The 26,646-nt window shown below is 63.0% G+C and carries 25 protein-coding genes; 10 read left to right on the top strand and 15 right to left on the bottom strand.

Annotated elements, in window-relative coordinates; translation table 11 throughout:
* Window positions 1–2: 2 nt before the first annotated feature.
* The 4 genes from ACZK45_RS09095 to msuE all read right to left on the bottom strand — a co-directional run bounded on the left by ACZK45_RS09095 (window position 3) and on the right by msuE (window position 3,464).
* On the bottom strand, window positions 3–1,346 hold the full coding sequence (locus ACZK45_RS09095) for an LLM class flavin-dependent oxidoreductase (RefSeq protein WP_006362434.1): 1,344 nt from the start codon (window positions 1,344–1,346) through the stop codon (window positions 3–5).
* Between the two features lie 18 nt (window positions 1,347–1,364).
* On the bottom strand, window positions 1,365–2,342 hold the full coding sequence (locus ACZK45_RS09090; protein WP_006362431.1) for an MsnO8 family LLM class oxidoreductase: 978 nt from the start codon (window positions 2,340–2,342) through the stop codon (window positions 1,365–1,367).
* A 14-nt stretch (window positions 2,343–2,356) separates the two neighbouring features.
* Window positions 2,357–2,734 (bottom strand): DUF3088 family protein, encoded by a 378-nt coding sequence (locus tag ACZK45_RS09085; protein WP_219628908.1) that lies wholly within the window; start codon window positions 2,732–2,734, stop codon window positions 2,357–2,359.
* Between the two features lie 142 nt (window positions 2,735–2,876).
* The gene (gene msuE / locus ACZK45_RS09080; protein ID WP_478445725.1) at window positions 2,877–3,464 is read right to left on the bottom strand and encodes an FMN reductase; all 588 of its coding nucleotides are present in this window, start codon (window positions 3,462–3,464) and stop codon (window positions 2,877–2,879) included.
* 442 nt (window positions 3,465–3,906) lie between these two features.
* On the opposite strand from msuE, the gene ACZK45_RS09075 reads away from it, so the two are divergent.
* Window positions 3,907–4,719, top strand: a complete 813-nt coding sequence (locus ACZK45_RS09075) for an IS110 family transposase (protein ID WP_478445310.1) — start codon at window positions 3,907–3,909, stop codon at window positions 4,717–4,719.
* A gap of 32 nt (window positions 4,720–4,751) precedes the next feature.
* Here ACZK45_RS09075 and ACZK45_RS09070 read toward each other — a convergent pair whose 3' ends face one another.
* Window positions 4,752–7,328, bottom strand: a complete 2,577-nt coding sequence (locus tag ACZK45_RS09070; protein ID WP_478445724.1) for a TonB-dependent receptor plug domain-containing protein — start codon at window positions 7,326–7,328, stop codon at window positions 4,752–4,754.
* 312 nt (window positions 7,329–7,640) lie between these two features.
* On the opposite strand from ACZK45_RS09070, the gene ftrA reads away from it, so the two are divergent.
* Entirely contained in the window at window positions 7,641–8,642 is a 1,002-nt protein-coding gene (ftrA, locus tag ACZK45_RS09065; RefSeq protein WP_478445723.1) for a transcriptional regulator FtrA, read from the top strand.
* A 96-nt stretch (window positions 8,643–8,738) separates the two neighbouring features.
* On the top strand, window positions 8,739–10,010 hold the full coding sequence (locus ACZK45_RS09060; RefSeq protein ID WP_478445722.1) for a hypothetical protein: 1,272 nt from the start codon (window positions 8,739–8,741) through the stop codon (window positions 10,008–10,010).
* 43 nt (window positions 10,011–10,053) lie between these two features.
* Here the strand turns inward: ACZK45_RS09060 and ACZK45_RS09055 are convergent, their stop codons facing one another.
* On the bottom strand, window positions 10,054–11,823 hold the full coding sequence (locus ACZK45_RS09055; RefSeq protein ID WP_478445721.1) for an oleate hydratase: 1,770 nt from the start codon (window positions 11,821–11,823) through the stop codon (window positions 10,054–10,056).
* A gap of 141 nt (window positions 11,824–11,964) precedes the next feature.
* On the bottom strand, window positions 11,965–12,489 hold the full coding sequence (locus tag ACZK45_RS09050; protein WP_478445720.1) for an N-acetyltransferase family protein: 525 nt from the start codon (window positions 12,487–12,489) through the stop codon (window positions 11,965–11,967).
* A gap of 165 nt (window positions 12,490–12,654) precedes the next feature.
* On the opposite strand from ACZK45_RS09050, the gene ACZK45_RS09045 reads away from it, so the two are divergent.
* Genes ACZK45_RS09045 through ACZK45_RS09035 form a run of 3 tightly spaced genes read left to right on the top strand, consistent with a single transcriptional unit; the run spans window position 12,655 to window position 13,897 of the window.
* Entirely contained in the window at window positions 12,655–13,110 is a 456-nt protein-coding gene (locus ACZK45_RS09045) for an SRPBCC family protein (protein ID WP_478445719.1), read from the top strand.
* A gap of 11 nt (window positions 13,111–13,121) precedes the next feature.
* Window positions 13,122–13,436, top strand: coding sequence for an ArsR/SmtB family transcription factor (locus tag ACZK45_RS09040; protein ID WP_478445718.1), 315 nt, complete (start codon window positions 13,122–13,124; stop codon window positions 13,434–13,436).
* A gap of 2 nt (window positions 13,437–13,438) precedes the next feature.
* On the top strand, window positions 13,439–13,897 hold the full coding sequence (locus ACZK45_RS09035) for an SRPBCC family protein (protein WP_478445717.1): 459 nt from the start codon (window positions 13,439–13,441) through the stop codon (window positions 13,895–13,897).
* 72 nt (window positions 13,898–13,969) lie between these two features.
* On the opposite strand, the gene ACZK45_RS09030 is transcribed toward ACZK45_RS09035, so the two are convergent.
* Complete coding sequence (locus tag ACZK45_RS09030) at window positions 13,970–14,752, bottom strand: 3-hydroxybutyrate dehydrogenase (RefSeq protein ID WP_478445876.1); 783 nt, start codon at window positions 14,750–14,752, stop codon at window positions 13,970–13,972.
* A gap of 152 nt (window positions 14,753–14,904) precedes the next feature.
* Here ACZK45_RS09030 and ACZK45_RS09025 point away from each other — a divergent pair, with 152 nt between their 5' ends.
* Window positions 14,905–16,323, top strand: coding sequence for a M1 aminopeptidase family protein (locus ACZK45_RS09025; RefSeq protein WP_478445716.1), 1,419 nt, complete (start codon window positions 14,905–14,907; stop codon window positions 16,321–16,323).
* Window positions 16,324–16,335: 12 nt separating this feature from the next.
* On the opposite strand, the gene ACZK45_RS09020 is transcribed toward ACZK45_RS09025, so the two are convergent.
* The 3 genes from ACZK45_RS09020 to ACZK45_RS09010 all read right to left on the bottom strand — a co-directional run bounded on the left by ACZK45_RS09020 (window position 16,336) and on the right by ACZK45_RS09010 (window position 18,563).
* Window positions 16,336–16,815 carry a hypothetical protein gene (locus tag ACZK45_RS09020; RefSeq protein ID WP_343205442.1) on the bottom strand — a complete coding sequence of 160 codons (480 nt, stop codon included), beginning with the start codon at window positions 16,813–16,815 and terminating at the stop codon, window positions 16,336–16,338.
* Between the two features lie 78 nt (window positions 16,816–16,893).
* On the bottom strand, window positions 16,894–17,625 hold the full coding sequence (locus ACZK45_RS09015) for a hypothetical protein (protein ID WP_180836887.1): 732 nt from the start codon (window positions 17,623–17,625) through the stop codon (window positions 16,894–16,896).
* A 98-nt stretch (window positions 17,626–17,723) separates the two neighbouring features.
* Window positions 17,724–18,563 carry a type 1 glutamine amidotransferase domain-containing protein gene (locus ACZK45_RS09010; RefSeq protein WP_478445715.1) on the bottom strand — a complete coding sequence of 280 codons (840 nt, stop codon included), beginning with the start codon at window positions 18,561–18,563 and terminating at the stop codon, window positions 17,724–17,726.
* 96 nt (window positions 18,564–18,659) lie between these two features.
* Between ACZK45_RS09010 and ACZK45_RS09005 the strand changes: the two genes are divergently transcribed.
* Together ACZK45_RS09005 and ACZK45_RS09000 are read left to right on the top strand one after the other, a co-directional pair.
* The gene (locus tag ACZK45_RS09005; RefSeq protein ID WP_478445714.1) at window positions 18,660–19,577 is read left to right on the top strand and encodes a LysR family transcriptional regulator; all 918 of its coding nucleotides are present in this window, start codon (window positions 18,660–18,662) and stop codon (window positions 19,575–19,577) included.
* A 553-nt stretch (window positions 19,578–20,130) separates the two neighbouring features.
* Window positions 20,131–20,487, top strand: a complete 357-nt coding sequence (locus ACZK45_RS09000; protein WP_049438700.1) for a hypothetical protein — start codon at window positions 20,131–20,133, stop codon at window positions 20,485–20,487.
* A gap of 134 nt (window positions 20,488–20,621) precedes the next feature.
* Here ACZK45_RS09000 and ACZK45_RS08995 read toward each other — a convergent pair whose 3' ends face one another.
* The 3 genes from ACZK45_RS08995 to ACZK45_RS08985 all read right to left on the bottom strand — a co-directional run bounded on the left by ACZK45_RS08995 (window position 20,622) and on the right by ACZK45_RS08985 (window position 22,863).
* Complete coding sequence (locus ACZK45_RS08995; protein ID WP_478445713.1) at window positions 20,622–21,140, bottom strand: hypothetical protein; 519 nt, start codon at window positions 21,138–21,140, stop codon at window positions 20,622–20,624.
* A gap of 70 nt (window positions 21,141–21,210) precedes the next feature.
* Window positions 21,211–21,594 carry a hypothetical protein gene (locus ACZK45_RS08990; protein WP_478445712.1) on the bottom strand — a complete coding sequence of 128 codons (384 nt, stop codon included), beginning with the start codon at window positions 21,592–21,594 and terminating at the stop codon, window positions 21,211–21,213.
* Between the two features lie 501 nt (window positions 21,595–22,095).
* Window positions 22,096–22,863, bottom strand: coding sequence for a DUF1883 domain-containing protein (locus ACZK45_RS08985; RefSeq protein WP_478445711.1), 768 nt, complete (start codon window positions 22,861–22,863; stop codon window positions 22,096–22,098).
* A 578-nt stretch (window positions 22,864–23,441) separates the two neighbouring features.
* Between ACZK45_RS08985 and ACZK45_RS08980 the strand changes: the two genes are divergently transcribed.
* Window positions 23,442–25,580, top strand: a complete 2,139-nt coding sequence (locus tag ACZK45_RS08980) for a KAP family P-loop NTPase fold protein (RefSeq protein ID WP_478445710.1) — start codon at window positions 23,442–23,444, stop codon at window positions 25,578–25,580.
* A gap of 233 nt (window positions 25,581–25,813) precedes the next feature.
* Here ACZK45_RS08980 and ACZK45_RS08975 read toward each other — a convergent pair whose 3' ends face one another.
* Window positions 25,814–26,455, bottom strand: coding sequence for an AbiU2 domain-containing protein (locus ACZK45_RS08975; protein ID WP_478445709.1), 642 nt, complete (start codon window positions 26,453–26,455; stop codon window positions 25,814–25,816).
* Window positions 26,456–26,646 lie beyond the last annotated feature (191 nt).

The raw sequence follows: 26,646 nt of genomic DNA, 5'->3' as shown, positions 1-26,646 counted from the left end.
CCTTACCCTGCCTTCCGCGCCGGCTCGGCATCGGTCGCATGGCGGCTGGCTTTGTACGGCAGGCCCAGATGCGCGCGCAGGGTCTGCCCTTCCAGCTCGCGCTGGTGGTAGCCGCGCGCCTGCAGGATCGGCAGCACCTGGGTCACGAAATCGTCCAGGCCTTCGCGCTGTGCCGCGAAACCGAGGATGAAGCCGTCGCTGGCACCAGCATCAAACCAACGGATCAGCTCGTCGGCCACATGCTCCGGCGTACCGATGAAATTTGGCCGTGGGCTCACCGCTTCCAGCGCCACCTGGCGCAGGCTCAGGCCCTTCTCACGCGCATCCTGCTTGATGCGGTCGGTGGTGGAACGGAACGAATTGCTGCCGATGTCACCCAGCTCCGGGAACGGCGCGTCCGGATCGTACTGGCTGAAATCGTGATGGTCGAAGAAGCGCCCCAGGTACGCCAGCGCATCCTCCAGCGTGGCCAGTGCGGCGATTGCCTGGTACTTGGCTTCAGCCTCCTCCGCGGTGCGACCGACGATGGGGCCGATGCCCGGGAAGATCTTCACGTCATTGCCGCTGCGGCCGTGGGCGATCGCCGAGTTCTTCACCTTCTGGGTGAACGCGCGGGTCTCCTCCAGCGATGGCGAATGGGTGAACACCGCATCGGCGTACTTGCCGGCCAGCGCGATGCCATCGTCGGACGACCCGGCCTGGAAGATCACCGGCTGCCCCTGTGGCGAACGCTGGATGTTGAGCGGCCCTTCCACCTGGAAAAAGCGGCCCTTGTGGTCGAGGCGGCGGAACTTGTCCGGCGCGAAGAACGTGCCGCTGTCGCGCTCACGCACGAATGCATCGTCGTCCCAGGAATCCCACAGCCCCTGCACCACGTCCAGGTACTCGTCGGCGATCTGGTAGCGCAACGCGTGCTCCGGATGCGGCCGACCGTAGTTGCGGCCCGAGCCTTCCAGTGGCGAGGTCACCACGTTCCAACCGGCACGACCGCCGCTGAGCAGGTCCAGCGAAGCGAACTGCCGGGCCACGGTAAACGGGTCGCTGTAGGAGGTCGACAGCGTGCCCGCCAGGCCGATCTTCTTCGTCGCCGTGGCCAGCGCCGACAGCAGCGAGATCGGCTCGAAGCGATTGAGGAAGTGCGGGATCGACTTCTCGTTGATGTACAGGCCGTCGGCCACGAAGCCGAAGGCGATGCCGTTGTCCTCGGCGGTACGCGCGATGTCGATGTAGAACTGCAGGTTGACGCTGGCATCGGCCGGATTGGACGGATGCTTCCAGGCATGCATGTGGCTGCCAGGGCCCTGCAGCATGATGCCGAACGGAATGTGGCGCGTGGTCGTGCTCATGGGAATCGCTCCTGCAGGTCAGGCCACCGCCGCGCGCGGCGCGGGCGACAGCAGTTCAAGGGATGTAAGACGCGCGTCGAGGTCGGCCACCGGCGCATCGAGAACGAACTCGCCCACGCCGAAGCGCCGGTGCAGCGCATCCAGTTCGTCACGCACGTGCTGCGCATCACCGGACAACACGCTCGGGCGTGTCTCCTCGATGCGGAAGTCAGCCACGCCCACCTGCCGCGCGTACTCGGCAGCCGCCTCGGGACTGGGCAGATTCACCGTCTGGCCGGGGCCGAGGTGCAGCTTGTAGACGCGCAGCGCGCCGATATGACGCGCTGCGGCTTCGGCAGTTGGTGCGGCGAAGGCCACCGTGGCCAGCAGCGGCGGCTGCTTTGAAACGTTGCGGTAGGCATCGAACGCGGCCTCGATATGCTTCGGGTCACCATCGAAGTGCGCGGCGTAGACGAAGCGCCAGCCCAGCTCGGCCGCCTGCTGCGCGCTCTGCGGGCTGGCCCCGAGCAGGAAGCGCTCCGGTGCCTGCTGCGGAACCGGCCGAGCCTGTGCCTCGGTGTCGGCCCCGGACAGATAGCCTTCCAGGTCACGCAGTTGCTGGTCGAAGTCGGCGAACGCCGGACGCCCGGCTGCCAGCGCGGCAGTCGAGGCCGGCAGGCCACCGGGGGCCTTGCCCACGCCCAGATCGACACGCCCCGGCGCCAGCGCCGACAGCAGGTTGAAGTTCTCCGCCACTTTGTAGGGCGCGTAGTGGCGCAGCATCACCCCACCACTGCCGATGCGGATGCGCCGGGTCTGCGCCAGCACCCACGCAGCCAGCACTTCCGGTGCGGGGCTGGCCAGCGTCGGTGCAGCGTGGTGCTCGGCAAACCAGTAGCGGTGGTAGCCCAGCTGTTCGGCGCGCTGCGCCAGCTGCAGGCTGTTGCGCAGCGCCTGCTCCGGCGAGGCACCTTCGGCCACCGGACTCTTGTCCAGCACACTGATCTGATAGCTCATGGTCACGTCCTCGCTCAGGGGTGGGCCACGGGAATGCCGAGCAAGCCGTTCAACGCGGCCAGGATCGGCTCTGCACCGGAGATGTACTGGCGGTCCTGGTGCGCGCCACTGGCCAGTTCGCTGTGCACGCCCTGCGGCAGGACCAGCTTGGGTAGTGACTGGTCCTGCTCACCGATCTCGGCGATCACCTCACGGCGCGGTCGCGCGAAGCCGATGCGGCGCACGTCCAGCTGCGCGTCCAGGCCATCGATGCTCGACAGCGCGCCCTCCAGCAACAGGCTGTGCCGGCAGAAGAAGCGCTGGCCGGGAATCTGGCCGTCCTCGAACTCACGGTCGAGCAGGAACAGGATGGGTTTGCTTGCTGCGTCGAAAGTCACTGGGGTCGTCCTCATCGGGGCCGGCAATGCGATGCCGCTTCGATATCGATGCTAGAGATGCCAGCAGCCGCAGCAGCGACGGCTGGCGACAATCGGCGGTCAGATCCGGCCACGCAGATGCGGCGTAGCCATAAGCAAAGCGCTGCCGGTTATGGCGTCAGGCGATACGTCGCAGCGGCGCCGCTACCGTCAGCGCCTGCGCCTGCGTGGCCAAGTGCCCGGCCGCACGCTCGGTCGCCAGTTCGATGCGCGCCTGCAGGGCCGCGCTGCTGATGTGCTCGCCCTCGAAGTCGGCGGACGTGGCATACACCCCGATCGGCAGCGTGTGCGCCTGCAGGAAACTGAACAACGGCCGCAGCTGGTGATCGATTACCAGCGCGTGGCGCTCGCTGCCGCCGGTCGCTGCCAGCAGCACCGGCACATCCACCAGCGCCTCCAGCCCGATGAAGTCGACCAGGTGCTTGAACAACCCGGGATACGAGCCGCGATAGACCGGCGCTGCCACCACCAGCAGCTCGGCCGCCTCGATGGTCTGCAGTGCCTGTTCCACCGCCGGCTCCGCCTCGCCGCGCGACAGCGACTGACCCAGCGCGCGCGCGATCGGCGCCAGCTCCACCAGGTCCACGCGGGCGTGGACCCGCTGCTGCAGCGACACCAGCAGATGCCGCGCCAGCAACAACGTGCGCGACGTCGCCGAGCTGGTCGGTGACCCCACCAATGCAACCACCCTCAATGCAGAAGACATGAACTGCTCCCGTATGGAGCCGAGCCATGCTCGGCTGCCTTTCGCTTTTGTAGAGTCGAGCCATGCTTGTATGTTCCTCCCGGCTCCTACGCGGTATGTAGGAGCCAGGGTGGAGGGACCGTCAAGCATGCATCTGCGGATACTAGCCGACAGACGAGTCGAGCGATCCCCATCCCGCACACGAACGTCGATAAAGGATCGTACGGCCCCCAAAGGGGATCGTCGATGTAGGCAAGCTAACGTCGGTGCGGTACCACCCCAGCCCCTTAAAGATAGCTGGGAGCCGTACAAATGTCTGATTCTCTCGATATTGGCGTGGACGTGGACTCCAAGGAGTTCGTACCGGCAGTGGCCGACCGCAAGGCTTGCGACAGGATCGCCAACACCCGGGCCTAGCATAGCCCAGTGGCTCAACACCTTGCCCCAGCGATGCCGGATTGGCATGGAGGCGACGGGGCGGTACTACGAGTTGTTGGCTCGGATGGCTGGCCAGGCAGGCCACGTTGTCTATGTGATCAATCCACGTCTGATCAAGTACTACGGCCGGGCGACGGGCTCGCGTGGCAAGACGGACGCCATGGACGCCGAAGCGATCGCCCGGTACGTGAAGAAGGAGAGCGATCGCCTGCGTGAATACGTACCGCGTACCGACGAGCAGCAGCAGATGCACGATTTGCTGCGCAAGCGGCAGACGCTGGTAAAGACACGCGCGCGCCTGGAGCAATCCTTCGGGGTAAGCAAAAGTGCCCCCGGGGAGCTGTCAGATCTGTTCTGCGCTCTGGCTGGGACGCTGTCCGAGCTGGAAAGCGAACTGCAGCGCTTGGGTCGCGATGGAGAGCATGGCGCGCTCTACAAGCGCCTGTTGACCATCCCTGGTATCGGCCCTGCCGTCGCCGCTCACCTGATCTACTACATGACGCGCTGGCCGTTGGCCAACGCCAACGCGTGGATCGCCTGCACCGGCCTGGATCCCCGGCCCAACGAGTCTGGCGGCAGAACGGGACGGCGTCGGCTGTCCAAACAGGGCGCGCCAGTGCTGCGCCAGATGCTCTACATGGCCGCAATGGGGCTCAAGCGGTGTCGCCGGGGGCAACCGCTCTACGACGAGCTGTCAAAACGCGGTCACCCCAGCACCGCCGTCTTCAACATCCTGGCCAGAAAGCTGGCCAGGATCGCCTGGGGTGTCTTCAAAAGCGGCCGGGACTTCGATCCGGCCATGCTGAAGGTGGGTCAAGCCTGCTTCCAGCAGGCTTGACCACGAACATAGGATCTCGACTGCTTCCCACCTCAGAACCGGTAACTGACCCGGCCAAACCAGTACGCACCCACATTGCTCAGCACATCGCCGCTGTCCCAGGTGGTCTCGATGCTGGCCACATCGGTGGCACTGCGCGCGTACTCCGGCACCTTGCGGGTGCGCTTGTCGAACACGTTGTTGATGCCCAGCGCCGCGCTCCAGCCCGCACCCAGCTCCACGCCACCGGACAGGTTGGTCACCAGTACCGGCGGCTGCCTGTACTCCACGCCGTTGTTCAGGCGCTTGATCGGGCCGTAGTAGGTGAAGTCCAGATTCGAGCGCCAGCGCCCGTTCTGCCAGCCCAGTCCCGCCACCTGGGTGTAGCTGGGCGTGCGGAAGCGCAGCGCGTACTCGCTGCTCTTGGTCAGCAGGTTGATGTTCGGCAGGCCCTGCAGTGCCGTCGGAATGTTGCTGACTTTCTGGATGGTGGTACGGCCGACATTGGCCGCGTAGCTCCAGCGCAGCTTGCCCCACGCGGTTTCCTGGTTCGCTTCCAGGGTCAGCTCGACACCGCGTGTCCGGGTATTGCCCACGTTGGTGAAGTAGCTGGCGTAGAACGCATCACCCGGCAGGATGCTGATGCCGGCCGAACCCAGCAGTGCATCGATGGTGTTCTTCTGCGCCGCACTCAGCACCGTGCCGCTGTTGTCGGTGACGCGCGCCGGATCCTGCGCGTTGTAGCCGATCTGGCTGGACTGGCCGAGCTGGCCGCGGATGTCGATCTGATAGGCATCCACCGCCAGATGGAACGCCGGGCTCGGGTCCCAGGTCACGCCCAGGCTGTAGTTGGTGGCCTTTTCCGGCTTCAGCGGTGTGGCACCCAACGCAATCGCCGCGGGCGAAGACACCTGCGCCACCAGCGTGGTGCCGCACGGGCAACTGCCGGTGGCCTGGTAGAACTGCGCACCCAGACTGGGCGCATGGAAACCGTTGCTGACCGTGGCGCGCACACCCAGCGCGTCGGTGAAGTCGAAGCGCGTGGTCAGGCGGCCGGTAGAGACACTGCCGAAATCGGAATGGTCTTCCCAGCGCGCGGCCGCATCCAGGTACCAGCGCGAGGTGATGTTGGTGGCCGCACCCACGTACACCGCCTTGCTGTTACGGGTGGCTTTCACCACGTCGGCGGTGGAATAGCCGACGAAGGCTGCAGCGCCGAAGCCGGTATACGACTCCCACTGCCCTGCTCCACGCTCGTACTGTTCGTGCTGATACTCGGCGCCCGCGCTCACCTCCAGCGGCGAAGCAAACGCCGCCACCTCGAAGCCGCGACGCAGGTCCAGGTTGGCGATGCCTTGCTGGTAATCCAGCTTGCCGTCATAGAAGTCGGTGGGCGAACCGGGATACGGCAGCGAGTAGTTCACCGAGTTGCGCGTATAGGTGCGCACGGTGCTGCGGTTGCCGGTCAGGCTGGCGTCGTAGTCCCAGCCAACGATCTGGCCTTTTACCCCGGCCGTACCGGTGTACTGCTTTTCCTTGGTTTCCAGCACCGGCAGGAAGCCATCCGGAAACACGCTCAGCACGCCGGGAGCCCTGTAAGTGGTGAAGATGGTCGCCGGCAGACGGAAATTCTGGATCGCCTGTGCGGTGCGGTCACTGGCCGTAGCATTGGCATAAAACTGCGCGCTCTCACCCAGGCCATGGCCCACGTTCACCGCGAAGGCCTTCAACGCATACGACGGCGAGCTGAGGATGGTGTTGGCCTCGGCATCGCGGTTGGCCTCGGCCGGGTTCGGCGCAGCACCCGCTGGCAAACGATTGTTCGGCCGCAGCGCCACCAGATTGCCGCTGCCATCCACGGCGGGGTAGCTCAGGTAGCCGTCGATGTAGCGACGGGTACGGATCGCATGATGCTGGCGGGTGGTCTCGCCGGACAGGTTGATGAAGCCATCCTGGCCCCAAGGCAGGCCGACGTTGGCGCGCACGCTGGTTCGCGAACCATCACCATCGGTGCTCTGCCCGCTCTCCACCGACACATCACCACCATGCGCCTGCGACTTCAGGATCACGTTGACCACGCCGGTGATCGCGTCCGAGCCGTAGATGGCGGAGGCACCATCACGCAGCACTTCCACATGGTCGATGGCCGAGACCGGAATCAACGCCAGGTCCGCCCACGCGTGTCCGGGGAAGCCGCCACCATTGGCCCCGCTTACATAGGCGCTGGCATTGCGGCGCTTGCCGTTGACCAGTACCAGCGTGTAGCCCGGCGACAGGTTGCGCAGCTGGTAGCCGCGGATCAGGCTCTCCTGGTCGCTCTGGTAGCCGCCGATCTGGCTCAGTGACGGCAGGCTGCGCTGCAGCGCTTCCAGCAGGTTGCCCTGCCCGGTAGCAGCAAGGTCCTCGGCGGAGATCACGTCGATGGGCGTGGAGCTGTTCTTCACCGTACGCGTGCTGGTGCGTGAACCGGTGACCACCACCGCATCCAGCGTGGAGGCTGCCACGTTGGCAGTGGCTGCAGTGGTGGCAGGGTCCGCATCGGCTTCCGCCGCATGGCTGGGCGAAGCAGCGAGGACGGCGGCGATCAGGACAGCTAGAGTGCTCAGGACTGGGGCGTAGGCGGCAGGCATGGGGGCTCGTGGGGGTGGGCCGGAAACACGCTTCCATTCAAGGGCCTGTTCACCCACCGCGACAGGCGGGATCGCGTCACCCAACCGTCATATCCGGCCATCCACATGACTGCTGGTAATGACGTTAGGCGGCCTGCACCGGCGCACTGCTCTCTGTAGAGCCGAGCCATGCTCGGCTCAATGCCAGACGAAGCCCATTCAATTGAGCCACAAAGAACAGCCGAGCATGGCTCGGCTCTACATGCTCCGCAGGCATCACCTCATGCCCGCGCACCGCTCTGCGCCACGCACCGCCACCCGTAGCATCAAGCCATGCCCAGCCCACCCGCCGATCCCGCCGCCCCGCTCGTCGCCATCGTCGCCTGCCACGGCCAGGGGCTGTTCGAGTTCGGCTGTGCGGTCGGCCTGTTCGCACCGATACGGCCTGAACTGGGCGTGGCCTGGTACCGCACCCAGCTGTGCGCCGGCGAGCCCGGCGCACTGCGCATGCTCGGCAGCACCCAGGTGCAGCTGCCCTACGATCTCAGCAGCGTCGATGACGCCGACATCATCGTCATCCCCGGTTGGCGCGAACCCAGCGAACGTCCGCCGCAGGCCCTGCTCGATGCACTGCGCCGCGCCCATGCACGCGGCGCACGCATCGCGTCGATCTGCTCCGGTGCGTTCGTGCTGGCCTGGGCCGGGCTGCTCGATGGCCGCGAGGCCACCACCCACTGGCGCCTCACCGAAGCGCTCGCGCGCGAGTTCCCACGCATCGACGTACGCGAGGATGTGCTGTACGTGGACACCGGCAGCATCATCACCTCGGCCGGATCGGCCACCGGCATGGACATGATGCTGCACATGGTGCGCAAGGATTACGGCGCGCGCGTGGCTAATCTGGTGGCCGAGCGATTGGTGTTGGCACCTTGGCGTGATGCCGGGCGCAGCCAGCGCGTCAGCCGGGCCATCCCCAACGGCGAGCCCACGCGGTTGGCGAAGCTGATGGAGTGGATGCGCCGTAACCTGCGCGAGCCACATTCGCTAGGCAGCCTCGCCGAGCAGGCTGCGCTCAGCCAACGCACCCTGCAGCGGCAGTTCCTGGAAGCCACCGGTCTGTCGCCCATCGATTGGCTGATCCGCGAGCGCGTAGCCCTCGCCCGTGAGCTGCTGGAAACCACCGACCGGCCACTGCAGTGGATTGCCGAGCAGGCCGGCTTTGGTTCGCAGGAGTCGTTCCGTCGGCACTTCCGTGGTCAGGTCGATGCCAGCCCCACCGAGTACCGCAGCCAGCATCGCAACGGCATCAGTGCGGACCGTCTGGTCGGCTGCTGAACCCCGGGTAATGCCGGCCTCTGGCCGGCAGGCAAGGCCCCCCGCCCTCTTCTTCGACGACTTTCCACGCCATCACCACCACTGCACTATAGGGGCATGTCCCGCAGTGCCGACGGAACGGTGATGACCGACAGCCCCTACAGGACCTATCGCTTTGGAATCGGCGTATCGCTGGTGTTGGCGGCGCTGATCGCCACGCTCTCGTTGGTTGCCGTGGCTACCCCCAACCTGGGTTGGGGCGTCGTGGCGCTGGCCACCATCGTGATCTGGGTCGGCGTCCCGCTGCTGCTGGTGCTCCTGCTGGCTTGGCTGCGCTACATGGTGCGCCAGCGCGGGCAGGTGCCGGGCCGCATACACGTGCTGATGTTCGTGCCGACCGCCGCCTCCATGCTCATCATCCCACTGTGGCACGCCCTGCAAGGCAGTGTGGACAGCCTGGCCGGCGGCTCACGCGCGTCCATCGCCGAGCTGCACGTCAACCTCAGCGGGCAACGCCTTTGGCTGGACACCTCGCCGTATGCATCCACCGGTTCTGGCGCTGGCCCGGACCTGCCCATGCAGGACGACCTGCCCGAGCGGTTCATGGCCTTCCACCGCTACCCCAACCCGCAGTCCGATGCAGACAGGGGGTTCCCATATGAAGATGCGCGCCTGAAGCCCTCCGTCGACCACTACCGCTACGCCACACCGTCTGGAGATCGCGCCGTCACCGATGTGCCGCTGGTCCGTCGGCCGTACCCCGACCTTGCGTCATTCAATGCGGCCTGGCGACGTGCGGGTACACCCGAGCTCGTGCATATCTACTATCACTACAGCGATCACGTAGAGGTCGCGCCCGCGCTCGCACGCTTCAGTGGCTTCACCACCGATGATCTGGAGCGCAGCCGCTTCGAAGGCCTGACGCTGTTCAAGATCCACAACTACGGCAGTGCGCCCATCCTGCGGATGGAAATCAATGGCCTCACACTGGACATCGGCGACGGGGCCATCGCGAACATCCCGGAAGCGCCCCGGGATTGCACAGCCTACGGCTACCCGGTCAGCCCCGCGCTGTTGTCGCTCAACCTGCCCCTGCAGGTGCGCTGGCAGACTGCAGACGCGCCGACGCGGTGGCACAGCGCGCGCGTGCAGGTGCCCGCGTTCCGGCAGCCGCAGCCACTGCAGGGGCAATCCACATTGCAGCGCGTCCTGCTGTACATGCTGCCCGATGACGCGCTGGCCGCCGAACGCTACGCCGAGGTCTTTGACGGCGATTCGCGGCGCGGCATCAAGGCCACTGGCCTGCCAGCCAGCGCTGCCACCTACGCGGTGTGTGGCAGCGCCAGGGCGACCTATGGCGAAGGAGCGGGAACCGTGCTGGCCGACTGATCCGCGGCCTTGCCGGCGCGCTCCCCTCCACACTGACGCGCGCTCAGTCCTCCTGCACCAGCTTGAACTCGCGCAGCAGACCACCGATCTGGGTCTTGTCCAGCTTGTTCATCAGCAGGTTGCGCAGGAACGCAGGCCCGGGAATATCCAGTTCCCTGCCATCGCGCAGGCGACCGGTCGCCGCCAGCAACGAGCGCACGTCATAGGTGGAATTGAACACCTCGGGCACACCGCGTTCGATACCTAACAGCGTGTACACCGCTTCCATCGGTGTGCGCACCGAATACTCGGTGGTGAAGATGCAGTCGCGCTGCTTCGATTCGGCGAACTGGCCGATGAAGGCGAAGTTCACCGCGCCCTCCGGCACCACGTCCGGGCGATCACCGGCCTGGCGTGGCATGAAGAACGCCGTGATGTACGGCATCATCACCGGCACCGTCTTCGCGCCCGTGGCAGCCAGTTCGTCGATCTCCTCCACCGGCACGCCCAGGTGATACAGCCACTCGCGGGTGATCTCTTCGCCGGTGCAGTCCTGCATCGGCTTCTTCACGTAGTCTCCAGGCGTATCCACGAACAGCGAATACACCCAGACCACGATCTGATCCTTGGGCTGGTTCTTGAAATGCGGCTGGCGGTTCACCGTCCAGCTCATCAACCAGCGCGAGTCACGCACACTGACGATGCCGCCGGTCACCACCTTGCCACTGAACGGGTCGCGCTTGGCGATCTTCTGGATGTAGGCCGGAATGCGTGCGTCCAGCGTCGTCACTGTCGCCGATTCCCACTTGGTCTGCGGGATGTGCGCGCCGAACACGTCCGGACGCCCGAACGCAGGATCCCTGGCGGCAATGCGTCGCCACAGGTCCCAGGCAGGCGCCGGCCCCTCATTCAATCGCGCAGCCGTGCGGTGGTCGCCGTTGTCCGAATTCTCGGTCAACGAACCGATTGTCATGAACACAAGGTCATCCGCGCTCAGATCCACGCCACCGGCTACACCGTCACGCGTCCAGTGGATGCGCGTGGCCTGCTTGCGGCCGGCCGCCAGATCGAAGTCGACGTCGGTCACCTCGGTCCCGTACTGGAACACCACGCCGTGGTCCTGCAGCCACTTCACCAGCGGCAGCACCAGCGATTCGTACTGGTTGTACTTGGTGAACTTCAGCGCCGAGAAATCCGGCAGGCCGCCGATATGGTGGATGAAGCGATGCAGGTACAGCTTCATCTCCAGCGCCGAATGCCATTCCTCGAAGGCGAACATGGTGCGCCAGTACAGCCAGAAGTTGCTGTCCAGGAAATCGCGGCCCAGCACCTCGTCGATGCGCTTGTTCTCCATCTCCTGCCGGGTGGCCAGGAACAGCGCGATGATGTCCTTCTGCGCCTGCTCGGTCAGGGTGAACAGGCCGTCGGTGTGCGCATCCTCGCCGCGATTGATCGTGGCGCGCTGCAGCGAATAGTTCGGGTCGTCCTTGTTCAGCCAGTAGAACTCGTCCAGCACGCTGGCATCTTCAATCTCCAGCGACGGAATCGAGCGGAACAGATCCCACAGGCACTCGAAATGGTCTTCCATCTCACGGCCGCCGCGGATCACGAAGCCCTTTTCAGGCACCTTCAGGCCATCCAGCGCGCCGCCGGGAATCTGCTGCTGCTCGAGAATGGTGATGCGCTCACCGGCCATGCGGCCGTCGCGCACCAGGAACGCGGCGCCAGCCAGCGAGGCCAGGCCCGAACCGACGAACCATGCGCGCTTGCCGTCGACACCGGCGGGCTTGCGCGGGCGCGCGAAGGCTTCGTAATTGCCACTGCTGTAGTACATGCGTTGCTCCTTCCTGGAGGGGGTCATCAGGAACCCGCAGTGGAATGACACAGCCATTCCATGCAGGTCATGCCCCTACTCTAGCGCCGAACCGATGTACCGTTTCCTGCACGCACGCTGCGACCGAATGACGCAGCCACGTCAGAGCTGTCGCCCCAGCAACATCCCCGGCCAGCCATCCACATTGAACGACGCGATGCGCGTGTAGCCGCAGGTCTCATAGAAGCGCACCAGATCACCGTTGCCACCGCCGTAGCAGTCCACGCGCAGATGGTCGAGCCCGGCAGCGCGCGCCTGCTCATCGGCAAAGGCCATCAGGCGCCGGCCGATGCCACGCACGCGCGCATCACGCGATGCCACCAGTACCCGCACATGCAGTTCCGGTCCGGTGGGCGCAGGCACATAGGGCATCGACTCGCCCAGCGCCAGGAACGCCCGCACGTCACCCTGCTCGTTCTGCGCCACCCATGCACCCGGCAGCGCGCAGGCATCGGTCACCTGGGTGATCCGGCGCTGCATCGTCGACCACGGCTCGCTGCCCCACTGCTGCAGGTTGCCGATCGACACGAACCATTCGATGACTTCATCGAAGAGCGTCAGCACCGCAGGGGCATCGTCTACGTTGGCGCGGCGGATGTTCAAGATTTCCTTTCCAGCTTCAGTCATGCCTGCACTCCTTGACGTCCCGTAGATCCAGTAGTGCCAGGCCATGCCTGGCAGGTGCCCAGTGTATTGATCCAGCCCCCCGTCCACCGGATTTGACATGCAGGCATTTACCTGCCTATAGTCCACCCAAGGACGGCGCCTGTCCGCCCAAGCGAGGAACCTGCAATGGTCGATATCGCACACAGGGTCGGCATCAAGGCCCCTGCAAGCCAGGTGTACCAGGCTCTGGCCACCCCCGAAGGCGTCGCCGCCTGGTGGGCTGAAGACACCCATGGTGACCGCGTGACCGGCGGCTCGGTCAAGGTGCGCTTCACGAACAACAGCCAGGAAATCGGCGCCATGGAAATGAAACTTGAGCAGCTTGTTCCAGGCGAGCTCGTGCTCTGGCAGTTCCTCGCCGGCCCCGCCGAATGGATCGGCACCCACGCACGCTTCCTGCTGAAACAGGAAGGTGACTACTGCATCGTGCTGTTCACCCATGAAGGCTGGAAAGAGCGCGTCGAGTTCACCTCCCACTGCAGTACCAAGTGGGCGGTTTTCCTGCTCAGCCTCAAAGCGCTGGTGGAATCCGGCAAGGGCCAGCCCAACCCACACGACGTCAGGATAGACAACTGGAACTGAAGACGCCCCGCATGAATGCAGACAAGGTGTTCAAGGCACTGGCCGACCCCACGCGCAGGACGCTGCTGGACCTGCTCTGCAAAGACAACGGGCAGACGCTCGGCCAGCTGTGCGAGCACCTGGACATGGCCCGGCAATCGGTCACCCAGCACCTGGGCCTGCTGGAAGACGCCAACCTGATCAGCACCGTGCGCCGCGGCCGCGAGAAGCTGCACTTCATCAACCCGGTGCCACTGCACGAAGTCTACGAGCGCTGGGTACGCAAGTTCGAGCAGCAGCGCCTGGGCCTGCTGCATGACCTGAAACGAGAACTGGAAGGAGAATGACGATGTCCGCAGAGTCCACCCGCTTCATCCACGTGATCTACATCGCCTCCACGCCGCAGAAGGTGTTCGAGGCCATCACCCGCCCCGAGATCGCCAGCCGCTACTGGGGCCACGAAAACGTCTCGGACTGGAAACCCGGCTCGCGCTGGCAGCATGTGCGTGCCAACGAAATGCGCTCGGTCGAACTGGTGGGCGAAGTGGTGGAAAGCACCCCACCCTCGCGACTGGTCATCACCTGGGCCGCCGCCTCGCAGGCGGAGAACCCAGACGCCTACAGCCGCGTCACCTTCGACATCGTGCCCTACCAGGACATGGTGCGGCTGACCGTCACCCACGACGAACTGGAACCCGGCAGCGGCATGGATACCGGCATCCGCCAGGGCTGGCCGATCGTGCTGTCGAGCCTGAAGTCGTTGTTGGAGACCGGCAAGGGATTGGATGTGTTTGCCAAGCCGCAGTAAACGGCTGCGCCGGGACGACGCCGCAGGCGCCTTGGCTGCTGCGGCGTCGGCAACGCGGCCGATGCCGGTCCGCTAGCGGGCGGTCCAGGCACCATCGACCGGCAACGCCGTGCCGGTGATCTGCGCCGCCGCGTCCGAAGCCAGGAACACCACCACCTCGCCCAGCTGCTCGGGCGTCACGAACTGCAACGAAGGCTGCTTCTCGGCCAACAGCGCGCGCGCGGCGGACTCTTGATCCGTGCCTTCGCGCTCCGCCAACGCAGTGATCTGTTGCTCAACCAGTGCGGTTCGCACCCAACCTGGGCAGATCGCGTTGGCGGTAATGCCAGTGCCCGCATTCTCCAGCGCGGTCACCTTGGTGAATCCCACCACGCCGTGCTTGGCCGCCACGTAGGCCGACTTGTTCACCGAGCCCACCAACCCGTGCACGGATGCGATGTTGATGATGCGGCCGGCGCCCTGCTGCTTCATGTGGGGCAAGGCCGCCGCCGTGGAATGAAACACCGCCGAGAGATTCAGCGCCAGGATCGCATCCCACTTCTCGACCGGAAACTCCTCGATCGACGCGGTGTGCTGGATGCCGGCATTGTTCACCAGGATGTCGATGCGGCCCATCGTCGCGACGGCGCGATCGATCAGTCCGCGCACCGCCTCGCCACGGGACAGGTCGGCACCGTCATGCGCCACGCGAACACCGAACTCGGTTTCCAGGTTGGTACGGATGCGTTCAATCTCCGCTGCATCGCCGAAGCCATTCAGCACGATGTCCGCGCCTTGTCGCGCCAGCGCCGTGGCAATGCCAAGACCAATACCGCTGGTGGAGCCGGTAACCACCGCAACCTTTCCAGAGAACATGGGTGAGCTTCCAAGGGGCGTAGGTAGGCAGTGTAGCCCTCTGGATCCACCGCACGCTTGGATCAGTAGATCCAAGCCATGTGTGGATGCTTCCCCTCGGCAAAAATCCACATTCCCCCTATATTCACCCCAATCCACCCAAGGATGGCTCGATGAACCCGTGCAAGGCCCTGCTGCCCGCCGTTGTTGCCGCCCTGCTCGCCCCTACCATCAGCCAGGCCGCGCCGCCTGCTCAGGATGCTGCGCCACTCACCACCGGCAGCGTGCGCCTGGACATTGCCAGTGGCCGTGTCGAAGGCGATGTCTGCGTATCCAACCGCCGGGCCGAATCGATGGGCACCTTCGTGCTCAACGCCGGCCTGAATGTCGCGCGGGTGACCGATGGCGATGGCGCGCCGATGGACTTCGAAGGCTGGTATGCCCCCGGCGTGGATGGCGAAGCACGCGTGTACACCGTGGCCAAGCCACCCACCACGCTCTGCGTGCAGTATGTGGGCACCTTCCCGGTCTACGCCCGGCACGATGCCCCGACCGACTTCAAGGGCCTGATGGCCTTCAACGGCGACAGCGCCCGTTTCACCGAACAGTCCGCATGGCTGCCGCAGGCGTTCGATCCCAGGGCCCGCGTGCGCAGCAGCGAAAGCCGCTACGACCTGCAGGTGGACTGCCGTGGCTGCCGCTTCCTGTATCTCAACGGCAGCCCGGCCATCGAAGGCGCGCAGGGACGATTCCGCAGCGACAAGGCGCGGCCGATCCTGCTGTTCGGCGGCAGCGGTCCGATCACCCGCACTGCGCAGGTCACGATCCTCAATGAGACCCTGCCCGCGGCCAAGGTCGAGGCACTGTCCAGCACGGTGCAGAAGATAGCCGACGTGCACAGCCGCTACATGGGCGTGCCGCTGGCCGACCGCCCCACCTTCCTGCGCATGGTCACGCTCAACCAGATCGAGCGTGACCGCGAGGGCAGCGAATGGGGCTTTGCCACCTGGCCGACCATCGCCATGAGCGGCAGCATCGGCAACGTGGCCGATTCATTGCTGGCCGGTGGCGAGAACGCCGAGCGGCGTGTGCAGTACATCGCACACGAAATGGGCCACTACTACTTCGGCACGCTGAACCGTCCGCAGGGCCCCTACTTCTGGGTGCTGCTGGAATCCAGCGCGGAATTCCTGTCGATCAAGGCGCTGCGCGAGATCAGTGGCGATGCCGCGGCTGATCGCTACATTGCGCGACTGCAATCGGCCATCGAAATGCAGGAGAAGCCGCTGCCGGCGTTCGATGCCATCGACGGCAACTCGGATCTGGGCGAGATGTATCGCTACGTCTATGCGCCCTTGCTGCTGCTCTCGTTGGAGAAGCAAGTGGGCGAAGCGAAGATGCAGGCCTTCATGCGCGGGCTGCTGGCCTCGCCTTCGCCGAAGAATTGGGCGGAGCTGCAGGGCATCGCGATGAAGGCTGGCATTGATGCCAAAGCCTGGGAGCATTGGCGGGCAAGCTGTGTGGCTGGCGGCAGGCCAAGCTGTAGATCCACGCCACGCGTGGATTCACTCCCTCAACGCCCGCACATCTGAATCATCCAGCACTCAGAAGAACAGACTCGCTCGCTCAACGGTCGCGAGCGGATTAGCCTTCCGCACCGCCTCCAGAAAGAGCAGAAAGTCGCGGTTGAACAGCGTCAGGTTGTTGGTAAACGTCACGCACTTTCTGCCCGATGCCTTGCTGAAGCACACCTGCCAGACATAGCGCCCGTAGATCTTGTCGGACGTTCGTGTGACTGAGGTGATCTGCGAAAGCGGAACCGCCGTAGGCACCGGCCCACGTCGCAGGTAAAAGGACTCCGCATCAAAGAAGTAGTGCTCGCGATCCTCTTTGCCATCCACCATCACCAAGGTCATGGACGTCCCGGAAATCCGGCGCGGGGGATCCAAACGCAGCCCCGTTTTTACGGAAGAGCGGGCAGTCGCTGACATTCGCCGAAGGGTGAACCAGAGGATCACCAACGGAAGCGCCGCAAGGACTATGAAGCCTACGGTCTTCAAAACAGTTTCCAGCGTGCTGGGCACACAGATCTCCAGGATGAATTTTCAGGCGATACCCAAGTAGATCCACGCCACGCGTGGATGCTCTCCCTCAACGCCCCATCACTTCCAATGATCCGGCCCCAAAAACGGCAGGCTCAACACAAACACCGGCACCGCCACAGGGATCAACGCCGCGCCGAGCACCTTGCCAGCCGCCGAACCCACACCCGGCTTGTCCTCCCGCTCCGGCAGGATCCGCTGCGCCCGCGCACTGATCGGCTGCGCCAGCTTCCCCTTCTCCACCAGCGCAGCGGCATCCGGCAACTTCACCCGCTCGCCATCGCCCTCGAACAGCGCGCTGTAATAGCTGCCGCCCTTCTTTGAAAGATTGCAGGCCCGATCAAACGCCAGCGCATAACGGCTCCGGTCCTGCGGCAGGTAGTAGCGCGCCCGCTCATCCACATACTTCGCCTCGCGCGGGAGCACCTCAATCCGCTCCAGCTTGAACTGCGCGGCCTGTTCCGGCGTCACCTGCTCCGGCCGTAGCAGCAGCGCATAGCTGCCGTGCACCTTGGCCTTGTTGGCCGGGTCGCGCCAGTCCTCATGGAAGTACATCTGCGCGCAGGCCACCGCCTCGCGCAGCGGGCTGTCCATCAGCGCGCGGTACTCGCGGAACGGCTCGGCATTGAAACGCATCGGCTCTTCAAAGCGCGGCAGCAGATACAACTGGCCGTCGTCGGCCACGAACGCACCGGTGATCTCGCGGCTTGAGGCGTGCTCCTCCGGGCCACTGGCACAGCCAGACAGCAGGCCAAGGCACAGGGCGGAGAGAATGAAGAAGGACGTTCGCATGTCGTGTTCGAGGGCTTCCCTGGGAAAACGGCCCCGCCCGGAAGGACGAGGCCAGTCCGCCATGGTGCCACGGCACCGCATGCGATGCAGAACCCACCTTACTTCAACCGCTCCACCAACCGCTGCCCCACTTCCAGCGCCGAAGCCGGGTTCTGCCCGGTAATCAGCTCGCGATCCACCACCACATGCCCCGTCCACGGCGTGGCGCTGCTGCTGAACGTCGCACCCGCCCGCTGCAACGCGGTCTGCGGGTAGAACTTCATCTCACCGCCGCCCAGCAGCGGCTTGGCCTGCTCTTCTTCCTGGTTGCTGATCACCGTCATCTGGTAACCGCTGTAGATCCACTTCGGCGTAGCCGGCATCGCACCGGCTTCCAGCTTCGCCACGAAACCATCGGCATCCGGCAGCGTGGACAGCAGCGCGATCGGCCCGTGGCAGACCAGCGCGGTGGTCTTGTTGCGCTGGTGGAAGTCGGCCAGCAGCCGGCCCAGCGCCGGGCTCTTCAGCAGGTCCTGCATCGGCGCGTGGCCCCCGGGAATGTAGACCGCATCGAAACGCGCGTAACCCTGCTGCTCGATGCGCGCCAGGCTGACCACCGGCGACGCCGTCGGCGAGGTCAGCGCCAGTTTCTCCAGCAGCTCCTTTTGCAGCGTCAACTGCGCGGCATCGTTGCCGAAGTACGCCGGCGTCACCGAGGACGCATCCACCGTCGGTGCCCGCCCCTGCGGCGTGGCGAAGGTCACTTCGTGGCCCGCGTCCAGCAGCAGCTTGACCGGCTGCATCAGCTCGTTGAGATAGAAGCCGGTGGACAGCACCTTGCCGTCCTTCAGGTCCAGGTGGTTTTCGTCGGACAGCACCACCAGCACGTTGGCGGCATGCGCGCCGCTGGCGGCCAGGGTCAGGGCCAGCGCTGCGGCCAGCCGGGTCATCAGGTTCATGGGGAGCTCCTATCGGGGAATGGCCGCCACTTTATTCATCGCCCCAGCGGCGATAAATTGGCCCCATCGCAAAACATCTGTTCCCCGGAGAGCTAAATGAGCCGCAAGTTCGACTACCTGGGCGACGTGGAGGTGTTCCTGGCGGTGGTCGAGCACGGCTCGTTCACGGCCGGCGCGGTGGCGCTGTCCACCACGCCCTCGGTGCTGAGCCGCGCGGTTACCCGCCTGGAAGCGCGGCTGGGCCGGCAGCTGCTGCAGCGGACCACCCGCCGCGTGGGCCTGACCGACGCCGGGCGGCTCTATCTGGAACAGGTGCGCACCGCCTTCGGCCTGCTGGACGACGCCGAGCGCGACGTACTGGCCCAGGACGGTGCGCTGGCCGGCCGCGTGCGCCTGAGCGTGCCCACCACCTATGGCCACTACCGGCTGCCGCCCGTGCTGGCGCGCTTCGCGCAGCAGTACCCGCAGGTGCAGGTGGAACTGAACATCACCAACCGCAACGTCGACCTGGTGGCCGAAGGCTTCGACCTGGCCATTCGCCTGGGCCAGCTGCCGGACAGCGGGCTGGTGGGGCGAAAGCTGGAAGACGCGCCGCTGTTGCTGGTGGCCGCACCGGACTACCTGCAGCGCCGCGGCACGCCACAGACGCTGGACGACCTGCAGCAGCACCTGTGCCTGCCGTTCGTGATGCCGCGCACCGGGCGGCTGGCACAGTGGATCTTCCGCGACGGCGGGCGCGACGTGGACTGGCTGCCGCGGTCGTCCATCGAGACTTCCGACGATGTGCTGGGCGTGGTGTCGCTGGCCGAACAGGGCATCGGCATCTGCCAGAGCTATGAGTTCATCGTGCGGGAGCGGTTGCAGCGTGGGGAACTGGTGGAAGTGCTGCCGCAGCTGAGGGGGAGATCGCGCCCGTTCTCGGTGATATATGCGCCGCATCGGCGGCAGTCGGCGGCGGCGCGGGCGATGATTGAGTTGCTGGTGGGGAATGCCGCTGAGGCTGGCGTTGTCTGAAGCTGCGAGCTTGTTAACAGTGTCGGGTTTGAACCGATTTTCGGGGTGTGCGGCTGATCCGGCGCCGCTGCCCAGCGAGGCGGACTAAGAACTGTTGCAAAGAAGGCTGTCGCGCTATTCGCTTGTGGCATGGGCAATTGCGCCACTTTGATTCGCCATCAGCAAAGCAGCTGCGCGAATGCGTCTGTTGGCGTCGCCTGCTGCACGAATGGTGCGTGCAACAATAGTTCTTCGCTCTCGGATTCCGCGATTCCTTCGCGAATTTCTATTGGCATTCGAAGTGGCGGCGTAAACACCATGACGTGCCACCGACAACGGGTGGCTCCGGGTCTGCAAACCCGCGACGATTTTTGTGCCTGTTGTTTACGCTTGCCCGTCGGCACCGTCCTTAACCGGTGCCGGCGGGTAATCCGTCGGCCTGTATGGCGGGCGGTGCGTGGGGGTCTTCGGACCCACCGGTCATGGCACTACTTCGTCCCGGTTTGCAGCCACGCATCGTCCGCCACCCCGCTACGCGGTGGCGCTGTTAAGCACTGCCACGGAAGCCGACGCCATGAACGAATCCGACACCTTCTCCTCGTATACCGTAGTTGAGCCCATCAACGACGACACTCCCCTGCCCGACCTGAACTCCCTGCTCGGCATCCTCAAGCGCATGCGCGGCTGCGAGGGGGCGGATGGGCACCTTTGGCCAGAAACCGATGTATCACCCGGCCGCCGCGTGAGCCTGGCCAGGAGCGAGCGCGCGATGGTGGGGGCACTCACCGTGCTGGAACTGCTGCATGCGGCAGACCGCTGCCGGGTGGCGGCGGACCCGGAGCGGCATTTGGATGAAGGGGTGGTGGATGGGTTGTTTCTGGCTTGCAGGGGGCTGGTTGAGTGGGCTTGTCGGGAAGTAAGGCCCGAGTGACTGAGCTCAAGTGAGCACACGAGCAGCAGATTTGATGGAGCGATCTATCAGCCAACGTCCGCTTCCGGCCAAAAGCCGACGTTCAAATCTGAAATTAATACGACTAGCGACGCGGGTTCCGCTTGAATCAGTTGTTAGGCCACGTCATCGGGCACCCAATTTTCAACCAACACGAGAACATCATGGCCTAGTGTCAGCAACTTGTCCCGGAACGTGCGCACGTGAGACGCGCCGCACACGAAGACAACCGGGAAAAGATCCGAAGCCGTCAATCGTGAAACCCAGAAATTCTCGCGAATGTCATACGAACGGCGCACTTTAGCCTCGATCTCATCACGATCTAAACCTGCGAAGAATCCGGCAAACTCAATTTCATTGCGCTGTTGAATGCCTAGCCGCTCCCTCTCCTCAGGCGATGGGTCAGCCAAGTCATGAGTGATGCCGAGGTCATGAGCAATGCCTTGAGCTACGGATAGCGCAATGCCATCCTCAGCAAGAGCCGCACTACTCATCTCTTCAGAAATTGCAACTACATTATTTTTGACAACCACCTGCCTCAGATAGTCTCGAAATGCGTCGATGGCATCAGGGGACACACTTTGGATGCCACGCTGAAATTCATGGCTTGTACCGACGATCAGCACAGCAGACATGGGCGCTTAGCACCTTAGTTAAGCCAAGCCGCGAAGCGGCTCCGACTTGAATGAACTGTTCGAAGTGGCCTTAGTAGCCCAAGGCATCACGCACTCTTGCTTGACCCGCAGCAATCTCTCCGGACAGCTTTGTATGTGACGGTTCATCAAGTGGTAGCGCAAGGGGAACCTTGAAGGTGAGGCGATTGGTGGCAGCACTGGAGTTAGCGGACTGACCTCCAGCTCCAAGCGAAAGGATAGTGGCAACATTGAGCTTGGCTTGAGCGTTTGTGCCCGTGTTCTCCGCGACAGTAACCGCAACATCAAAGTCGACCAGGAAAACGTGGTGTAGATCGTCGATCGAGGCGAAATAGGAGTTTCCGCTCTTCGAAGGATTCTGAGTTGCTGGATTGACAATGCCACCCAAGGCGCGCACGTCACTCTGTGCATTCTTGACGCCAGTGGCAATCTGCACAAGGGTTTCCTTCACAAATTCCTTTAGATCCATAAAGCCCTCTGACCACCCCATAGACGGACCCATGGGTCCGGTTGTACGACTTGCCCACAAAGTACCCGATGTCGTGCTCTTCCCTTGAATCATCTCGATCTTAGGGCGGCCAGGTCCCGGTAACAAGCCGGCGTACGACCGGACCCAGCGAGATGTGGCCCTGCGATTACCTAGCTCAAGCTGGTGTGTCTGCATATATCCGCTTTGGGTCGAAAGCGGCGCTGAGAGGATCAAGCGAGAGCGATCTGGAAGGGCACGCTTATGGCATGAGCTCTTGATGATCGGTTCCCATGCTAACCCACCTCCATCGCTCATGAAATATGTCCCTGCATCGGCGAGCGGCTCGCAACTTCCCAACCTAGCGCACTGCTCACGGAAACTTAGGAAGCTGTGATGCATGCTTCGATGGTTGACGTTTGAACCTAGGCGCGCCGCGAAGCGGAGTCGGCGTTAACGAAATTACATTCCTCAATTGACCTTGCTCGCCAAGAGTTCGGCGATCTCACTGGCGATTTCATCCACGGTATGCGTGGCCGTGCTTCGAGCAACTTTGTCGGCCAATGACGGACTGTAGTCAATAACTTGTTGTTTGGTTATGTCATGCCAGATAGGGAGCAATATCTGTTCACCTGATATGGTGCGAGTGACAATTCCGTCCAACTCGTAATTGGTCCAGCCTTTAGCAATGAAAGATTGCGAAAGAACTACGAGGCCAACCCTACTATTGGCCAACCCCTTGTCAATCTTTTGCCTAAGGCTGTCGCCGATCCGAAGGGTGAACTCATCGTACCAGACATTCAATCCACTCCCAATTAGGGCATTGGCTAGCGGCCGGACAATCGAGTCCTTGTCCTCTGACGCATGGGAGATGAAAACATCATAAGTCTCTGCACCAATTGCAATCTGCGGCGGAAAGTCTCTGACAAGGCTCGGTGCGGATGTGAGTGGCGCCTCTCGGGCTTCCGTCAATGGACCCGGAAGAGCCCGAACTGAGGCACTAGTGCTACCCCGAAGGCCTTGCATGTCAACCGCAACATACCAATGGCCGGACGTCGGAATCTGGAGCCTGAGCGGTGAGCGTTTCGCCAAACCACCCACATAGCGATGTGCTCGACCGCTCTTGTAGCTGGAAAAGTCCGAGCTACTCATCAGCCGAACGTTAGCGCCGTTTGTAAGCGTAACTTCAACAATGTCTCCGCGCTTTCGAATACCGAGATCAAATTGCAAGAACTTCAATGGCTACGCTCCTCTTCGCCAGAACGCCAAAAATAGGCCGACCCACGAAGCTGGCTCGGCTGAATTAACTACTGGGCCTTACCGTGGAAACTCCATGACTACGAAAGTACCCGCTCCAATCTCAAAGCGCCGGCTGTTGAGAACCCCCTCCTTTGTCCAGCTCGATCATAGGGCAGCGGGGTCCAACTAACAACTAGACGCATGTCCGGACCATCCAGTTGCTCTTGGAGCGTCGCAACCGCAAGACCACAATTATCTACAGCCATCTGGAACGGGACACCAGTATGCCCCCCCACTGAACCGGCGGCACTTGCGACGAGAGCAGGGAGCGGTCATCTATCCGTTGTCCGCCTTGCGTCCCACAACGCCCTCGGACTAGAAGTGGACAGTCGCCCAACTCCGATAAACATCTCCGATGCCAACATCGGATGGCAGCTCCCGCGATCTCCCTGTTGGACCAAGGTCCGCTTTCGGCCAAAAGCAGATGTCGGTGGGGAGTGGATGGTCGGGCCGATTATCACGCGGGGAAACATCCCAATGTAAAATACCCGGCCAGCCCAAGGCCCGCGGAGAAAAGGATGCCCCAGTACTTCAATGACAGTCCCATTGAACGCCGGGAGGACGATCGCTACGGTGTCCACGCATTCGCCGATGCTCTGGCGACGAGCCTGCTCAGTATTGCCAAGCCCGTCGGAACCACCATTGCAGTCACCGGCCCATGGGGGTCGGGCAAAAGCAGTGCCGTCAATCTGATTCGTGCGGAACTGCTCGGCCGAAAAGACGACACCCTGTCAGTCTTTGACTTCAAATGCTGGTGGTATCGCGGCGAAGAAGCGATCGCCCTGGCATTTCTGCAAGAGCTCAACTCGGCACTGAAAAGCTCCTTTGGCGACAAGGTCAAAGGCCTCGTTCCGGAAATGGGCCGCCACGTGCTCCAGGCCGGGCCGGTCCTTGGCAGCGCGGTTGCCTTGGCCACTACCGGTGGTTGGGGTGCATTGGTGACGGGTTCTGCAGCATTCGCCAAGCGTTTTTTCCCGGAAAAACCGTCCTTGGAAAGAACCTTTCGCAAGCTTTCCAAGACGCTTTCGGCGCACAACAAGCGCGTATTGATCATCATCGATGACATTGACCGGTTGGCACCGGACGAAGCGTTGGGGGTGTTTCGACTGGTCAAGTCCATCGGCCGGTTACCCAACGTGATGTACCTGCTGGTGTTCGATCGAGCTCTGGCCGAGGCTGCGGTCGCGGAACGGTTTCCTTCTGAAGGCCCGCACTTCCTTGAGAAGATCATCCAGGCCAGCTTCGAACTTCCGTCGCCCACGCCCAGCGACCTGCACAACGCACTGCTGGCAGCCTTCCAGGAACTATGCGGCACGCCCGAGGAAGAACATCAGGTTCGTTTCATGAATTTGTTCTACGACGTGGTGGTGCCCTATCTCACTACGCCAAGGCATGTCACCCGCTTGATCAACGCGATCACTGTGACCTGGCCGCCGGTCGCCAATAACATCAGCCACGCCGATTACATCGCCTTGGAGACCTTGCGCTTATACGAACCTTCACTCTACACGGCGCTTCGGCAGCACCGGGATATTGTGACCAGCCCGAGTCGGGGCGGGTCGCGGGACAAGACGCGCTTCGACCCGTTCTTGGCAGGCGTTCCGGAAGGGCGGCATGAAAGATTGCAAATCGCCCTACAACGTCTGTTTCCGGCGCTCGAGGAGGTTACCTACTCGGGGTTCCGCGAGATTTGGGAAACGGAGCGCCGCGTGTGTCTGTCCAAGCATTTCGATACATATTTCAAGATGTCCTTGAGCGACGACACGTTATCCGGTAGAGAGATAAGGGAGCTGCTGGAGCGAGCGGGCGACAAAAAGTTCATTCAAGAGAGATTGTTGCGGGCCTCTACGCAGATTCGCCGCGATGGCAAATCGATGGTCCCAGTGGTGCTGGACGAAATGACCAGTCAAGGGCGCCAAGTCGCCAAGGAAAAGGTGTCCGCATTCTTCTCGGCTGTCTTCGAGATCTTCGACGAGATTGATCGCAAGGAAGATGAAGAACGCGGTTTCGCGGTCGCTACGACCTCACTGCGGATTCACTGGCTCATCCGCCGGGTGACCGAGGATCGTTTTACGCTTGAGGAAAAATCCGCGATCTACGTGGTTGCCACCGAACATGCCTCATTGGGCTGGTTAGTCGATTTTGTCTCTTCGGCCTACGACGACCACTATCCCCGGGAGGGACGGGAAGTAGATTTGTCGACGGCACTAACGACGAGGGAGGACTTGCCGATCTTGGTCGATCGCGCGCTAGAAACTCTGCGCCAAGCAGCCCAGGACGACTCGTTGCTGTACCGGCGAGACGTCATGTATTGCTTGTATCGGTGGAAGGAATTTGCCGGCGATGGCGGCGCAGAAATGAAGACATGGCTTGCCGACCGAATGCAGCGCGACGACGTCCTGATACTGTTGGCGCGCGGGTTGACTAGCGATTCTTGGACGACGGCGCTAGGCGGGTTTGGCGGCCTCGGTGATCGCGTTTCCCGCCGAAATGTACGCGCCAGCATTCGCAGCGACTTCGATCTGTTTGACCCGGATCAGTTTCGAACTGGGCTGGAGCGCATCGCCCGCGAGCAGCGGCAGCCTGCGGAAGACCTTAAAGCCGTGAAGGTGTTTCTTGATGCGTGGGCGAAGAACGGGTCTGGAGATCTTGATTGACTGCGGCAGGGCAAGCCACACTTGGCTTCCAGAGATGATTCAGGGCACACCTTGGAAATCGCAGATTACGCTTAAGGTCCCGACGGATGTAACGTCCGCTTCGGGTCGAGAGCGGACACCGTCATTTTTGATCGCCCCTTCTAACGCCGGCGCCCCCGCTTTCGCCCAGAAGCAGACCTCGATCAACGCCTAAGTGAGCCTCGCTGTGAAGCGGCGACGGCCTAAATAAGTTGTTAGAGTGCACTTGTGGCCGCAGCTTGGAGTCGCTCCATCTTTCTCAATTTATGGACCAAGAGCCTTGCTCCACTGTCGTCCACGAAATCCTCATAAATGACAGTGCTGTCTCGAAAATGCAATTCCAAGCGATTCAGGACGGCCCTTAGTGCAGCAAGCATCTCCTCTATCAATTTCCTACTAACTCCGCTCAGCGGATCGGAGCTTCGATTTCTGAGATAATCGTGATCCTGATGAGCGATGCGTTTGTTGCGATGCTCGCGAGCGAACTCCGCTGCAACGAGAGCTTTGCCACAGAGATTCTGCACCTCGCCCAGCAGCCTTATATCGGAGATTAGCGAAGGCAGAGAGTGGATCGTAAGATTCTTCTTCTTGCCCGTGGTCGGCGGGTCCGTCATCCGGGACACACCCAGTAGAACACTGTCCCAAAGCTCATCTTGAACGATTTTGAAGAACAGGCCAGAGGTCCGGTTAAGCAGGTGGACCGTGCCAGGGTCATCGCCGAAAAGCTGGCGGTACTGTTGCCAAAGAACATGAAGTTCCACGAGTTTTCGGTGCAGCTCATAGAAGCTCGCCCCAAGCTCTTGTCCCATCAAGGAGATGTACTCACTACGGACTTCATCCATGGACCGAGTAACCATTGTTGTGCGCCCCAATAACCTAGTAGTCCGGCCCGCGGATCCGGCCATACAACGTATCCACAAAGCACAGCATGGCCCCTGATACAGCTCGATACTAGGGCGACCGGGTGCGGCTAACAAGCCAGTGCAGAACCGGGCCAAACGCTAGTGGACACCACAAACAACAAGGGCGCCTCTCGGCACCCTCGCTC

Source organism: Stenotrophomonas sp. 63632_Sma (assembly GCF_056482875.1).
This window is presented reverse-complemented; position numbering and strand designations above follow the sequence as displayed.